16 protein-coding genes are annotated in these 12,507 nt (G+C 66.3%); 14 read left to right on the top strand and 2 right to left on the bottom strand.

The features are described 5' to 3' along the window. Positions 1-24: 24 nt before the first annotated feature. The 7 genes from FHR04_RS06060 to FHR04_RS21570 all read left to right on the top strand — a co-directional run bounded on the left by FHR04_RS06060 (position 25) and on the right by FHR04_RS21570 (position 4,300). Positions 25-756: a hypothetical protein gene (locus FHR04_RS06060; protein ID WP_139401612.1), complete on the top strand. Its 732-nt coding sequence runs from the start codon at positions 25-27 to the stop codon at positions 754-756. Further along, on the top strand, positions 737-1,126 hold the full coding sequence (locus FHR04_RS06055; protein WP_139401610.1) for a hypothetical protein: 390 nt from the start codon (positions 737-739) through the stop codon (positions 1,124-1,126). The genes FHR04_RS06060 and FHR04_RS06055 overlap by 20 nt, the downstream gene beginning before the upstream one ends. Then, a complete protein-coding gene (locus FHR04_RS06050) occupies positions 1,096-1,560 on the top strand; it encodes a PDDEXK family nuclease (protein ID WP_249039002.1) in 465 nt (154 codons plus the stop codon). Before FHR04_RS06055 ends, FHR04_RS06050 begins: the two co-directional genes overlap by 31 nt. Next, positions 1,557-1,946 carry a hypothetical protein gene (locus tag FHR04_RS06045; protein WP_139401608.1) on the top strand — a complete coding sequence of 130 codons (390 nt, stop codon included), beginning with the start codon at positions 1,557-1,559 and terminating at the stop codon, positions 1,944-1,946. Before FHR04_RS06050 ends, FHR04_RS06045 begins: the two co-directional genes overlap by 4 nt. Next, entirely contained in the window at positions 1,946-3,394 is a 1,449-nt protein-coding gene (locus FHR04_RS06040) for a hypothetical protein (RefSeq protein ID WP_139401606.1), read from the top strand. The genes FHR04_RS06045 and FHR04_RS06040 overlap by 1 nt, the downstream gene beginning before the upstream one ends. Before the next feature lie 16 nt (positions 3,395-3,410). Further along, positions 3,411-3,734: a hypothetical protein gene (locus FHR04_RS06035; RefSeq protein ID WP_139401604.1), complete on the top strand. Its 324-nt coding sequence runs from the start codon at positions 3,411-3,413 to the stop codon at positions 3,732-3,734. A 443-nt stretch (positions 3,735-4,177) separates the two neighbouring features. Then, entirely contained in the window at positions 4,178-4,300 is a 123-nt protein-coding gene (locus tag FHR04_RS21570; protein ID WP_276341346.1) for a hypothetical protein, read from the top strand. Positions 4,301-4,308: 8 nt separating this feature from the next. Here FHR04_RS21570 and FHR04_RS06025 read toward each other — a convergent pair whose 3' ends face one another. Next, on the bottom strand, positions 4,309-4,587 hold the full coding sequence (locus FHR04_RS06025; RefSeq protein ID WP_139401602.1) for a hypothetical protein: 279 nt from the start codon (positions 4,585-4,587) through the stop codon (positions 4,309-4,311). Positions 4,588-4,622: 35 nt separating this feature from the next. After that, positions 4,623-4,970: a hypothetical protein gene (locus FHR04_RS06020; protein WP_139401600.1), complete on the bottom strand. Its 348-nt coding sequence runs from the start codon at positions 4,968-4,970 to the stop codon at positions 4,623-4,625. Between the two features lie 513 nt (positions 4,971-5,483). Here FHR04_RS06020 and FHR04_RS06015 point away from each other — a divergent pair. The 7 genes from FHR04_RS06015 to FHR04_RS05990 all read left to right on the top strand — a co-directional run bounded on the left by FHR04_RS06015 (position 5,484) and on the right by FHR04_RS05990 (position 12,478). Continuing rightward, positions 5,484-6,692, top strand: a complete 1,209-nt coding sequence (locus FHR04_RS06015) for a DNA methyltransferase (protein WP_139401598.1) — start codon at positions 5,484-5,486, stop codon at positions 6,690-6,692. An 18-nt stretch (positions 6,693-6,710) separates the two neighbouring features. Continuing rightward, on the top strand, positions 6,711-6,974 hold the full coding sequence (locus tag FHR04_RS06010; protein ID WP_139401596.1) for a hypothetical protein: 264 nt from the start codon (positions 6,711-6,713) through the stop codon (positions 6,972-6,974). Positions 6,975-7,006: 32 nt separating this feature from the next. Next, positions 7,007-7,561 carry a hypothetical protein gene (locus FHR04_RS06005; protein ID WP_139401594.1) on the top strand — a complete coding sequence of 185 codons (555 nt, stop codon included), beginning with the start codon at positions 7,007-7,009 and terminating at the stop codon, positions 7,559-7,561. A gap of 330 nt (positions 7,562-7,891) precedes the next feature. Then, complete coding sequence (locus FHR04_RS06000) at positions 7,892-9,367, top strand: hypothetical protein (protein ID WP_139401592.1); 1,476 nt, start codon at positions 7,892-7,894, stop codon at positions 9,365-9,367. 16 nt (positions 9,368-9,383) lie between these two features. Next, the gene (locus FHR04_RS05995; protein WP_420810987.1) at positions 9,384-10,709 is read left to right on the top strand and encodes a phage portal protein family protein; all 1,326 of its coding nucleotides are present in this window, start codon (positions 9,384-9,386) and stop codon (positions 10,707-10,709) included. Then, the gene (locus FHR04_RS20890; RefSeq protein ID WP_170213866.1) at positions 10,706-10,870 is read left to right on the top strand and encodes a hypothetical protein; all 165 of its coding nucleotides are present in this window, start codon (positions 10,706-10,708) and stop codon (positions 10,868-10,870) included. Before FHR04_RS05995 ends, FHR04_RS20890 begins: the two co-directional genes overlap by 4 nt. A 9-nt stretch (positions 10,871-10,879) precedes the next feature. Beyond that, a complete protein-coding gene (locus tag FHR04_RS05990; RefSeq protein ID WP_139401588.1) occupies positions 10,880-12,478 on the top strand; it encodes a S49 family peptidase in 1,599 nt (532 codons plus the stop codon). Positions 12,479-12,507 lie beyond the last annotated feature (29 nt).

The raw sequence follows: 12,507 nt of genomic DNA, 5'->3' as shown, positions 1-12,507 counted from the left end.
CCTCGAACGGATCTGCTGCAGTCCTTGTCCCCTGACGAGCGCGCCCGACTGGCCGAGCTCGAAGAACAGGTCCTGGTCGGCGCGTCCGCCGCCCTGCTTGCGGGGCGCGCCCTGACCGAGATTCGCGACGCTCGCCTGTACCGCGGCGAGTTTGCCAGCTTCGAGCAATACGCCCTGGCCCGTTTCGGCTTCTCGCGCCCGCGTGCCTACCAGCTGATCGACTACGCCGCCGCTGCTGGCGAGTTCGCTGTCCTGAATCTGCCGCTGCCCCCTGAGCGCATCACCCGCGCCCTGGGCGGCGTGCTGCCAGAGGACTACCAGATCGTGCTGGACGTGACCCGCGCCACCACAGGCAAGGCCCATCCCAGCAGCGCCGACGTGCAGGCGGTGGCCGACGTGAACCGGGCCATGGCCGAAGGCGCGCATATCGAACATCCCGATACCGGGAAGCCGGTGCCGTACAGCAGCCTGCCCCCCAAGCAGCGCGGCCCGGCCCTCGCCACAGCGGTGCGGCGCGGAAGCCAGGACCGGCGCGACTTCCAGGGCACCGACGACGTGAAGCCGGTGGACTGGCTGGACGATCTGCGTTCCCTGGCCCAGGTAGAACTGCTGGGCACCGTCGAGGGCTGGCAGGTCATCGCCACAGACCGCAGCAGCGGCGAACGTCGCGAAGGGCCAGTCCGCAAAACGTTCTGGGACGCCATTCGGCACGCCCGCGCCATGTGGGAAGGAGAGCGTGACCGTGCCCCGGAGTGACCTGCCCTGCTCCCTGTGCCGGGGCGGGAACAGGCACTGGGCGGGTTGCCCGCGCTGCCCGGAACAGCGCCGTCAGTCCCTCGCGGCCATCAACAGTCTGGGGGCCATCATTGACCCTGGCGATATCGATACAGCGGCGGGCTCCTGCCTGTTGCTGCCGTATGACCTTGAGACCCAGAAGGTGCTGCGCGGGCCCCACCGGGGCCAGAAGCTGGCCGAGGCAGAGTGGGACGCGGCCACTCTGCTGCTGGCCCGCTTCGAGGCGGTGGCCGTGCAGACCGTGAGGCTGTGCCCGTGGTGGCGCTGGTGGCTATTCACACCAGCCCGGCGACTGACGCCGTGCAAACCACGCGCAGAGGTGCCGCTCTGACCCCGTTCGACGACGCCTTCCTGCGCGCCTACCGGCGCCGGTTCCCCCACCTGTTCCCTGACCACCAGACCCCCGCCCCGGCCCGCACGCCGGACGGGGGCCTCCCACGTTCAGCCAGCAACGGCTACGCCTCCGAAGCGGCCTTCCAGGCCGACGCGGTGGAGCAACTGATTCTGCTGGGCTGGGACGTCCAGGAAGGCCCGCAGGGCAGCGCTGGCGGTGGGGCCATCTGGTACACGGCAGGCTGGCCAGACCTCACCCTGTACCGCGCCCCGCGTCGGCTCTGGTTTGCCGAACTCAAACAACCTGGGAACAAACCCAGCGCCGCTCAACTGGAGTGTCACGCCCGCCTGCGCGCCGCAGGATTCCGGGTGGTGGTGGTCTGGACCCTAGAAGACCTGCTGGCCGTCGAGCAGGAGGAGAGAAACGCATGACCGAACCAGAGCCAAAGCACCACCGCCACCTGCCCCCCATCTACCGCCTGCTGGCCGTGTTCAGTGGCGTTCCAAAAACCACCATGAATGCCTTGCAGGATTCCGGCCTGTGGACCCAGGAGGAAGGCGCGGCCATCAGTGACCACCAGCGCGGCCTCTTACGCGTGCTGTCAACTGACGGGCGCATCCAGTGGGTCACGTGGGGACCGGACGGCCCTGGTTACGTGTTGACTGGCTTCGGCGAGGCGGCGCTGGACACCTACGCCCAACGCTACGGCCCGGCCCACGCCCCCCGGCGTGGCCCCTCGCTGGCTGAGGTGGCACGTGAAAACCTGCGCCGTGATCAGGAACAGAAAGAGCAACCCTTCGAAGGTCAGGTGCGCTGATGTCCGATGCGCCCACCCGAGAAGAAATGCGCGAGATTGTCCGCGAGCGCCGGCGGGCCAAGGCCCTGCTGAACCTGAAGGTGGGCGAAACCGTGTATTACCTGCCGCCCACCATGCGCCCCCACTCCGGCAGCCGCGCCACCGTACGCCGCGCCCCTCGCGACGACGTGAAGACCCCCAGCGTGCGCCTGGAGTTTCCTGATGGCGCGCTGCTGACCGCGCCGCTGAGGCATCTTCGCCGCACGTCACCCAAGGCAGACACCCCTGCCTTCTTGACTGACGCCCGCAGCCGCCCCGCCTGGACACGCCTGGTGACCGCGCTGCGGGGGGAGACGAGCCCAGCACAGCAGCAGGACAGTGAAGCCCGCGCCCGGCAACTGGCCGGGATGGTGGCCCCAAAGGGCAGTGAGAAGGCGGCCAAGCTCGACGTCGCTCGTGTGCTGCTGGAGGCCGCACAGGCAGAGGCGCAGACTGCCGCGCAGCCACCGGGCAGGGGTGGGAGAGGTCAGCCGAAAGCGCAGCCCCTGTCCCCGCCCACCCTGAACACCGACGTGGAACGATTGGACCAAGAGCAGCGGGCCATGACCAACAGCATTGCCAAATGCATCCACCGCCGATACTTCCTCTCAGACCGCGAGGTGCGCGACTTGAGCGAAGCCGAGCGCGAGGCTGCCGGCGTGCGCGGCGTCCTGGGACAGCTCATCGGTCTGGGCCTGCGCGACGTTGGCGGGGCAGAGGCAGGCAGCAATACCGCGCTCAAGCCCAGCGAGCTGCACGCCCTGGCCCAGGACACCCTGACCCAGGCTTACCCCCTGGCGCTGGAAGCCTGCCAGATGCTGGTGACCGGCAAGGCAGATCACGCGCTCACCCTGGCTTTCCAAGTGCAGCAACTGCGGCTGACTGCGCTGGCCGCCCAGCGTGAACTGGACCGGACCCGCACCCAACGTCACACCGGACGCTATTTCCACGGCGATGTGCTCAGCGTCCGCGAGGAGCACGAGGGCGGCGGGATGACCCAGTATTACGCCCGCCTCACCATCGTCTACGGCGAGGACGGTCACAGCGTCGTGGTGGCCAACGCCGCCGAGCTCGAGTCGTTGACTGGGCTGCGCGTCGGGACGCAGGGCTGGGCCTCGCTGTGCCGCTGGATCGAGGACCACAGTGACCGGGCGGGCGGCCGCAAGCAGGGACGGCGGCAGGCGGACGACGAGCACATGATTTACCAAGAACACGATGAGTATCTGGAATTGAGACCCACGTTGAGTAAGTACCCCAATCTTTTGAGGGCCTTTTCAGCGATTCGGGCAGCCCTGTTCCGAAATGATTTTGCCACTGGTGCAAATCGCCTGGAAATCCCACCGGATCACCCAACTGCAGGACATCATGCTCCGCAAGAAGAGAAGGTTCGGGACGCCTCTGCAAAAATTGCATTGACACCATCTCAATGAAATCTATAATCCTTTTATGCCTGATCTTTTTCTCAACACGCTAGCAACTCAATATCAGCCTTACATCTATTCGGCGCTTTGGCTACTGGCTTCACTGTTCGTCGCTGCATTTGCAGTCTTACTGCTTCGTCTCGCATGGACGGGTCGCTTTAACCAGAAGGTTTCACCCCTCGTGTTGGCTGCTTTTGCCATACCAATTGCAGTCGTCGCTATGAGCATTTACTTCACGCACGACATTAATCTTTGGCAGGGATTGACCGCCATTGTGGTTGTCCTGGGACTGCTTTTCAGTAAGCCAAAACGATCCCCGCGCCGCCGTGGCCGTCGCTACCGGTACTGAGGGCTTGACAAAACACCCCATTAATTCGCTTAATTATCTTTATCCTGGCTCTCAGAGTGTCGAGATCGCCCCACCAGTCGCCCTCCGGGGCGGTTTTCTATGGTCAATGTTTGTGAGGAACCGTCATAGCCGTGTGACATTTGGCGGATTACGCTCTATCCACCAGCAGGCCCTGCCGATGTGAGGCGGGAGTTTCACCCCACCACTGTGTGGGGCTTTTTCGTGGCTGGGACGAACGTCACGCCCCCATGACGTGATGTGGGCTAGATTCGCCTTACCCGACAACACATCCCGCCCGGGTGAAGGCGGGGAGGGCCGCCCCACCGCCGCGTGGGGCTTTTTCGTGTCAGGAGGTGGTGGGCATCAGCAAAAAGGCTTCGAAACGTCACCGCCGACGCCAGCAGATCCAGGCGCATCTGGCCCGGCCTGACCCACGGCCACCCTTGCCCCGTCCAAAAGTGCGCGAACCGTTCTACCTGCACGAGCTGGGCCTGACCCGCGAGTGCTTCGGCGGCTGCCCGGCCTGGGGAGAGCTACCGCCCGTGATCCGGCGGGGGCGCCCATAACGGACGCTTCAGGCCGCAGGCGAGACGCCGGAGAACCCCTTCTTGTTGCTCAGGGCCTGGGCCCGCCGCAGGGCCAGCTCAATCATGGCCTGCGCGGACGCCTCGTCCTCGGTGGCCTCGACGAAGGCGCTCCAGTCGGTGAGCTGGCCGTCGAACTTCAGGCCGTAGCGCACCTGGATGCCGACCCGCGGCTCGAGCTGCGAGGCGGCGGGGAGGTTGGTCCGGTCCCGGATGATCTCGATGTCGTGATCCAGGTATGAGAACCGTCGGATCGGCGTTTTGACCATGCCGCCAGTGTACCCATTGGCGTCTTCTCTGCCCCCTACCCTGCCGCCGGTTGATCAGACGACTCAGTGCCGTTCTCGCCCCCGGTCGGGGCCGCCGGATCGCCACAAGGCGTGCCTGAACAGCCCGTGCCTGCGGCTCTCGGCCCCAGTCGAAGCGCCCGGCGTCGGCCCAGGTCCGCCATTCTGAGGGCGGTGCGCTCGTCGTCCGCGGCCCGCACGACGTCACTCCAGTTGGTCAGCTGGCCATCGAAGATCAGGCCGTAACGCACTTCGAAGGTGGGCCAGCCCTCCGGGTGGAGCTGGCCTGGAAGGGTCCGGCAGTCCTTGATGATTTCGATGTCATGGCCTAACCGAACGAACTTCTGCACCGAATGCCGGCTCATTGCGCCAGCTTAGCAACGGGGACCGCCCAGGCTCACCGTGTACTCACCCCAGACCGCCATCCCCACTACGCCGCGTTCCGAGTAACCGGAGGTGGGGCGTGCCTTTCCCTGACCCAGAAGGTGGCCCGCCCATTGCTGCCGAAATCCGGTGGCGGCCTCCTGCCGTCACCCTTGCAGGCCAACAACAGGTTTGTCGTGACATGACCGGAGAGACGGTCACCTCATGCCTGCGAGTTGCAGGAAGCGTGGCCCTGAGCAGTTGGCACGCGCGACGCTGTAACCGGCTGCTGTCAGTCCCTCGCCCCATGGGTGCGGGCAGGCTGCTAGACGCCGCTCCGATCAGCAGGAGCGAGCGCGACGGTGAGGGCGAAGCTGGATACGGCAACGGCCCGGAGAGCACGACGGGTTGGATACAGGTCTGACGCTGACCAGTGCGCGGGTTCGAGTCCCGCCGTTGCCACCAGGAATAAGTCACTGCACGTCTACCACGGTAGACAGCGGAAATGGAGGACCATGCAGATTATTAATCACGCCCAGGAGCTCGTCGCCGTCGCCGATCTCCGGCCCCATCCGCGCAATCCGAACACCGGTAATGTCGAGGCCATTCAGGCCAGCATCGAGGAAAACGGCTTCTATGGCGCGGTGATCGCCCAGCGCAGCACTGGACACATCCTGGTCGGCCACCACCGCTACCGGGCCGCCGTCCAGTCCGGCGCGCAGCAGGTGCCGGTGATCTGGGTAAACGTGGACGACACCCGCGCCCTGAAGATCCTCCTCGCGGACAACAGAACCGCCGAGCTGGCGACACGCGACGAAGAAGCCCTCGCCCAGCTGCTCCAAGAACTGGCCGCAGACGATCCAGCAGGCCTGATCGGGACTGGTTACGATGCCGACGATCTGGACACGCTCCTGGCGGACCTGGCTGACGACGCCCCCGCCGAGAACGACGGCGAGGACACCCCCGCCCGCCTGGCCGAACTCGAAGCCGCGCAGGCGAAGTGGAACGTCCAGCCGGGGGACTTGTGGCTGATCGAGAGCGCGACTCGCCCTGGCCAACACCACCGCATCCTTTGCGCAGACGGCACCGATCCAGCCACTCTGGACCATTTGATCGGCTGGGTCACCATCGATCTGGTCCATTGCGACCCGCCCTACGGCATCAAGATCGTGGACGGCAAGGGGATGATCGGCAGCAGCGACGGCTACCTGCCCGTGCAGGGCGACGACAGCACCGACGTCGCGGCCCGCGCTTACCGTTTGGCGGTCACGCGTTACCCGAAAGCCGTGCAGATCTGGTGGGGCGGCAACTACTACGCCGATCTGCTTCCGCCCAGCATGGGCTGGCTGGTCTGGGACAAGCAGAACGACGGCATGAGTTTCGCCGACGTCGAGCTGGCCTGGACCAACCAGCACCGAGCCGCCCGCATGTTCCGCCACCTGTGGAGCGGCGGCGCGCGGGCCAGCGAGACCGACGAGCGCCGGATCCACCCGACGCAGAAGCCGATTGCCCTTGGGGTGTGGGTGCTGGAGCTGCTCGCCGAACCCGGCATGAACGTGCTGGATTTCTGCCTGGGCAGCGGCATGACCCTGCTGGCCGCCGAGCAGCACGGCAGCACCTGCTACGCCACTGAGATCGAGCCGCGTTACGTGTCCGCGGTCCTGGAACGGGCCGAGCGCCGGGGCCTGTCCTGCACACGCCCCGAACACCTTCAGCGGGCCTAACAGAGCGATTGTGGACGCATGAACGGAACGCCTGCTGCCACCCCCCGAATCATCGACACCACCGTTGCCCAGCTCTTCAGCGGCCTCGCCGAGATCGGCATGATCGCCACGGTACGTCTGCAGCTTGACGCGGGCGCAGGCATGCCGCTGCGGCTGACCGAGGTGCCCGACTTCAGCCGGGACTTCCAGCGCTGGGAGATCAGCGTGCCGGAGTGGGTGACCGAGAAGGACGGCGGCAACGATCACATCCATGTGGGGCATCTGGTGACGATTCCCGCCTGAACTCACATGCACCTGGAAGGAGGTGACCATCCATGCCCAGCCCCGCCAAGCAGAAGAAAAAGACCAGCAGCAGCGGGGCGAAGCCCCAGGGCGACAGGCGTCCCAAGTATGACTGGAACGCTATCCGCCGCGAGTACATCCGGGGCGACGAATCGGTGACGTTTACCGCTCTTGCCGCACGCGACGGCTACCCCACCAAACGGGCCATCGAGAAACGTTCCAGCGCCGAAGACTGGGTAGACCTGAAGGCCGAATTCGTTCGGCAGGTAGACGGCAGGCTCCGGCAGCTTGACCTCGACATGAAGACCGAGGTCCGCGTGCGCCAGGCCCGGCTGGGCAAGTCCTTCATCCACCTGGCCGTGCGCGGCCTCTCGCACCAGAAGCCTGAGCTGCTGGAACCGGTGGACATCGCCCGCTACGCCAAGATCGGCGCGGAGCTGGAGCGCAAGGCGCTGGGCATGGAGGAGGTCAGCATCAAGATCGGGCGGATCCGCTCTCCCGATGACCTGGATAAGCACAGCGAGGCCGAGCTGTGGCAACTGGCCGGGATGCTGCCCCCCGACGAGAACGAAGATGACGACTTCTAGCGCCTATAAGCCCACCCGGCGAGACGTGATGCGGGCCATCGCCAGGAAGAGGCTGCAAGAGATGGGCAAGTTGCAGCCGCAGCAGCAGGACCGCAATGAGCAGGAAAAGTGGACGGAACGCTACAGCCGCGACTTGATCGGCTTCTGCACGCGCGTCTTGGGCATGACCCCCTGGAAGGGCGTGAATGGCAAGCCCGGCCAGTATGAAGTGCTGGAGGCGATTCAGGACAGCGTGATCCGGCAACTGGACGGCGAGCAGAACGTGCCGTACATCTTTGTCGTCGAGGCGGGCCACGGCCTGGGAAAACTTATGGGCTGGAAGCGCCCGTCATGGCGTGGTTCTACCGCTGCTTCCAGCCCTCCGTCGTCCAGTCCACCGCCAACAGCGTCCAGCAGGTGCGCGACACCCTGTGGAAGGATGTGCGCACCCACGTCACCAATGCCCGCGCCCGGCGGCGCAACGTCATGCCGGGCCTGCTACCCCGCGACATGCGCGCCGAGCAGGCCGCCAACCACTTCGCGATGGGCTTCACCACCAACGACGCGGGTGGCAGCGGCACTGAGCGCGCCCAGGGCCAGCACAACGACTTCCACCTGTGGGTCTTCGAGGAAGCCGAGGGCATCCCCGAGTTCATGTACGACGCGGTCAAGCGCCAGTTCACCGGAAACACGGTGCGGCTCTGGCTGCTGATCGCCAACCCCAAGACCTCTTCATCCACCTTCCAGGAGATGAAGCTGCACCCGCTGGCCCTGGCCTTCCGCCTGAGCCTGCTGGACTTCCCGAACGTCTGGAACGGCACCAGTGAGGTGCCCGGCGGCACGGGGCGCGACACCTTCAACGCCTGGATCGAGGACCAGCGCACCTTCGGCTGCGAGGTGGTGCCCGCCCACGACGAAGCCCGCCACACCTTCAGCGTGCCGTGGGCCGTACCGAAAGCTGGCGGCGGCGTACACCCGGCTGGCACTGTTTTCGCCCCCAAGCGCGGGTTTCTGTACGGCGCGCTTGGCATCCCACCCAGCGGTGGCGGTGGCGACACCTTCATCAGTGCCGGGCGTTTTGACGCCTGCCGGGACCGTGAGATTGTCCCGGCGCCGCTGATTGAGGGAGACCCACCCCGCGAGATCTGGGCTGCTCAGATCGGCGTGGATTGCAGCCGCTTCGGGGACGACGCCGGGACGATCTACTCCCTGGCCCGCCGCGTGCTGCGCTTCGAGGAGGCCATCCAGGGCGCGCAGGAGCTGGACGAGATCACCCGCACGGACCGCTATGTGCAAGCTGTCGCACGGGCGGCGCGGCGACTGGCCGCGCAGGGCGTGACCCGTCTGAGTGTTCGCGTCGATGCTGGCTACGGCGGCGGCATCGTGGACGGGCTGAGCAAGCTGGTGGAACTGGCGGCCCTCTTCCCCGACGGCTACGTGGTGCACGAGGTGGCCTTTGGCAGCTCGCCCAAGGATCCGGACCAGTACGCCGATCTGGTGACCGAGATGTACGCCCTGACCGATGAGGTGCTAAGTGTCATCCGCATTGAGCACCCTCCCCTGCTCCTCAAGCGGGACCTGACCGAACGCAAGTACGGCTACGTCACGAAGGGAGACCGTGACGTCCGCAAGCTGGAGAAGAAGTCCGACTTCAAGAAGCGCACGAAAGGGCAGTCGCCCGACGACGGGGACGGCGCGGTGCTGACCCTGGCCCCGGAGCGGCTGTTCGTAGCGGTGCGCCGGGCCGCCACGCCCGTCCGTTCCCCGGCCGCCCCCATCAACACCGGGGCGATTGGTGGCCAGAAGAAATCCCTGTTCCGCAGGTAAAAGGAGGTGACAGACCATCACGCAACCCCAGAAAACCCAGAAAGCAGACCTCGGCATCATCGGTGTCAGCGGCCACCGTCAGGACGCCTGGTTCCGCGAGTTCCTCCCGGAGGAAGGGCTGTATGCCGCCCAGCTCTATCAGCGCATCCGCGATGAGGATCCCGTGGTCGGCGGCGTGTTCCTGGCGCTGGAGTCCATGTTCCGACAGGTGGAGTGGCACGCCGTCCCCGCTGACGACAGCACCGAGGCGCAACTCTGGGCGGAGTTCCTGGAAGAGTGCCGGGCGGACATGAGCCACACCTGGCCGTCCCTGATGGCCGAGATCCTGAGCATGCTCGTGCACGGCTGGGCCTACTTCGAGGTGGTCTACAAACTGCGGCGCGGCCCCGAGCAGCCAGACGCGAAGTACCGCAGCCGCTTCAACGACAACCGCATCGGCTGGCGCAAGTTCGCTCTGCGCCCGCAGCGCACCCTCAGCGCCTGGGTTTATGACGGCGACGGCGGTATTCAGGGCATGTACCAGAGTGCCCCTGGCGGGCGAGTGTTCATCCCCATCCAGCGCGCCCTGCACTTCCGCACCACCGAGGCGGGCGGGCATCCAGAAGGGCGCTCCATGCTGGTCAACGCCAGGCGGGCTTACCGCTTCCAGACTCGCCTGGAAGAGTTTGAAGCGGTAGGCATCGAACGGGACCTCGCCGGGATTCCGCACGTCACCGTGCCGGTAGAGCACCTCAGTCCAGAAGCCAGCGCCGCCGAGCAGTCCACTGTCCAACTGGTCCAGGAGATGGCGGCAGGGTTGCGCGCCGATGAACGCGCCTACGTCCTGACCCCGGCTGAGGAATATGGAGTGACGGACAACGACGGCAAGGTCCACCGCCTGCCCACCGGCTATTCCTTCAAGCTGCTGACCAGCGGCGGCACCCGGGCCCACGACACCGACAAGATCATCAAGCGCTACTCGCAGCGCATCGCCACCAGCCTGCTGTCCACCTTCCTGCTGCTGGGGGGCTCCGAAGGCAAGGGCGCGCAGGCCTTGAGCGGAGACCTGACCGATCTGTTCGAACTGGCCGGGACCGGCATCCTGGGCGGCATTGCGTCGGTGATCAACCGCTTCGCCGTGGCCAACCTGATGCGCCTGAACGGCGTGCCTCCGGAGTTGTGGCCTGAGCTGGAGCACGGCGGCCTGAGTGACGCGGCCCTGCGCAACCTGCTGAACCAGCTCGCGGGTGTCATGAATGCGGGCGGCATCACGCACGATCCCAACCTGGAAGCCAGCCTGCGCCAGAAGCTGGGCCTGCCTGAGCGGGCCGAAGACAGCCCGCAGCAAGGAGAAGACACATGAACCCACCGCCTCCACGTCCGCCCAGCACCCCCCCGCCCGCCGCTGAACTGCCGCAACCTGGCGTCCTCACGCCGCCGCCCCGGCCTGCTCCAGCACCGGGCAGCTCCCGGCCCACTCCACCTCTTCCTGGGGCCATCCACGGCCCCGGCGAGCGCTGGTAAGCAGAGGCCATGTCCAAGAACACGCAATTCCTGACACAGGCCCTCTCCGGGCAGGCCTGGGCCATCAAGGACTCGATGCTGGACCACCTGCAGCAACTGGCCGCCAGCGGCAAGGCCATGCAGGCGATGGAAGAAACCGTCACTCCCGAAGTCACCATGCAGAAACTGCCGCTGGTCAAACAGAACGGGCGCAGCGTTGGCCTGGTGACCTTCCACGGCGTCGTGATCAACCGCTGTCCGGAGTGGGCGACGTACTACGGCTACCTGAGTCCGCAGACCTTCGCCCGCGAGATCCGCCAACTGGCCGACGATCCGACGGTCACGAGCATCGTGGTCAGCATCGACAGCCCGGGCGGAACGGTGGCCGGAACCGTAGAGGCGGCGGAAGCCGTGATCTATGCACGCAGCAAGAAGCGCGTCACTGCCGTGGTCAACGACATGGCGTGCAGCGCCGCGTACTGGGTGGCCGCGCAGTGCAGCGAGATCGTGGTTAGCCCGACAGCCCTGACCGGCAGCATCGGCGTGATCATCAGCCACATGGACTACAGCAAGGCCCTGAACGACTGGGGGGTGGTGGCCACGTACATCCGCAGCGCCGTGAAGAAGGCGCTCGGCCAACCCTACGAGCCGCTGTCTGACGTGGCGAAAGCCGAGTTCCAGGCGATGGTGGACGCCGTGTACGCGCAGTTCATCACGGCAGTGGCCAAGGGCCGCCGCAAAGCCCGGACGGTGGTGGCCGAACAGTGGGCCAGCGGTGAGGTCTGGACTGGGGCGGACGCCATTAAGGCTGGCCTGGCAGACCGCGTCGGCACCATGAGCACCATCATCGGCGAGCAGACCGGTGCAGTCCCACTGCCCGAGCCCTCGCCGCCACCGCCGCCTGACGACGAGGAAGACCCGGAGGCCCGCGCTTCCCCTCCCCCCACTGCCTCCAGCGCCGATGCTGAGCAGAACGCAAGCCTCACGGAAGACCCGCCTGCCCCCACGGAGGCGGGTTCTTCCATCCCCATCTCAGCGCCCCAGGCGCAGGAGGAACAGACCATGAACATTAAAGACATCCTCGCCAAAGTCCAGGCCGGACAGGCGCTGACCGCTGAAGAGCGCAACGCCCTCAATGCCCACCTGGATTCCCAGGGCAGCGGCACGCCCGCCGCAAACGTGGACCTCAGTCAGCTCAGCCCCGAGGCCCGCGCCATCGTCGAAAGCGCCCAGGCTGAGGCGGCCGCAGCCCGCCAGGAAGCCCAGACCGCGCAGACCACGGCCAACACCGAGCGCGACAACCGTCTGAACCGTGAGTTCTCCGAGCGCGCCGTCGCCCTGGGTCAGCCCGCCGCCTTCGGGGCCACCCTGCGGAGTGCGAGCGAGAAGCTGAGCGCCGAGGAATACACGGCGCTGGAACAGAGCCTGAATGCCACCGGCGCACAGCAAAAACTCCTGAGCGAGTCGGGCAGCAGCAAGGACAACCGCGACAGCGGCAACGTGCAGGCCGACTACCGCACCCGTGTGGCCGCCCACATCAAGGCCAATCCGGGCACCAGCCGCGCCGACGCGGGCCGCGCGGTCCTGGCGGCTGACCCGGCCTTCGCCCAGCGGTACCGGGCTCAGTAAGCCCACCTCCGCCCCTCCTCTCCGCCCTC

The sequence above is a fragment of the Deinococcus radiopugnans ATCC 19172 genome (assembly GCF_006335125.1).
In the GTDB taxonomy this organism is placed as follows: Bacteria; Deinococcota; Deinococci; order Deinococcales; family Deinococcaceae; genus Deinococcus; species Deinococcus radiopugnans.
Note: the sequence above shows the minus strand (reverse complement) of the source record. Positions and strands in the feature narration are given on the sequence as shown.

Bases quoted from the DNA above. Each gene is read 5' to 3' on its own strand.
- FHR04_RS06035 (WP_139401604.1), top strand. From the start codon at position 3,411: ATGCCTGATCTTTTTCTCAACACGCTAGCAACTCAATATCAGCCTTAC.
- FHR04_RS06025 (WP_139401602.1), bottom strand. From the start codon at position 4,587: ATGGTCAAAACGCCGATCCGACGGTTCTCATACCTGGATCACGACATC.
- FHR04_RS06020 (WP_139401600.1), bottom strand. From the start codon at position 4,970: ATGAGCCGGCATTCGGTGCAGAAGTTCGTTCGGTTAGGCCATGACATC.
- FHR04_RS06040 (WP_139401606.1), top strand. From the start codon at position 1,946: ATGTCCGATGCGCCCACCCGAGAAGAAATGCGCGAGATTGTCCGCGAG.
- FHR04_RS20890 (WP_170213866.1), top strand. From the start codon at position 10,706: ATGAACCCACCGCCTCCACGTCCGCCCAGCACCCCCCCGCCCGCCGCT.
- FHR04_RS06005 (WP_139401594.1), top strand. From the start codon at position 7,007: ATGCCCAGCCCCGCCAAGCAGAAGAAAAAGACCAGCAGCAGCGGGGCG.
- FHR04_RS06010 (WP_139401596.1), top strand. From the start codon at position 6,711: ATGAACGGAACGCCTGCTGCCACCCCCCGAATCATCGACACCACCGTT.
- FHR04_RS05990 (WP_139401588.1), top strand. From the start codon at position 10,880: ATGTCCAAGAACACGCAATTCCTGACACAGGCCCTCTCCGGGCAGGCC.
- FHR04_RS06045 (WP_139401608.1), top strand. From the start codon at position 1,557: ATGACCGAACCAGAGCCAAAGCACCACCGCCACCTGCCCCCCATCTAC.
- FHR04_RS06000 (WP_139401592.1), top strand. From the start codon at position 7,892: ATGGCGTGGTTCTACCGCTGCTTCCAGCCCTCCGTCGTCCAGTCCACC.
- FHR04_RS06015 (WP_139401598.1), top strand. From the start codon at position 5,484: ATGCAGATTATTAATCACGCCCAGGAGCTCGTCGCCGTCGCCGATCTC.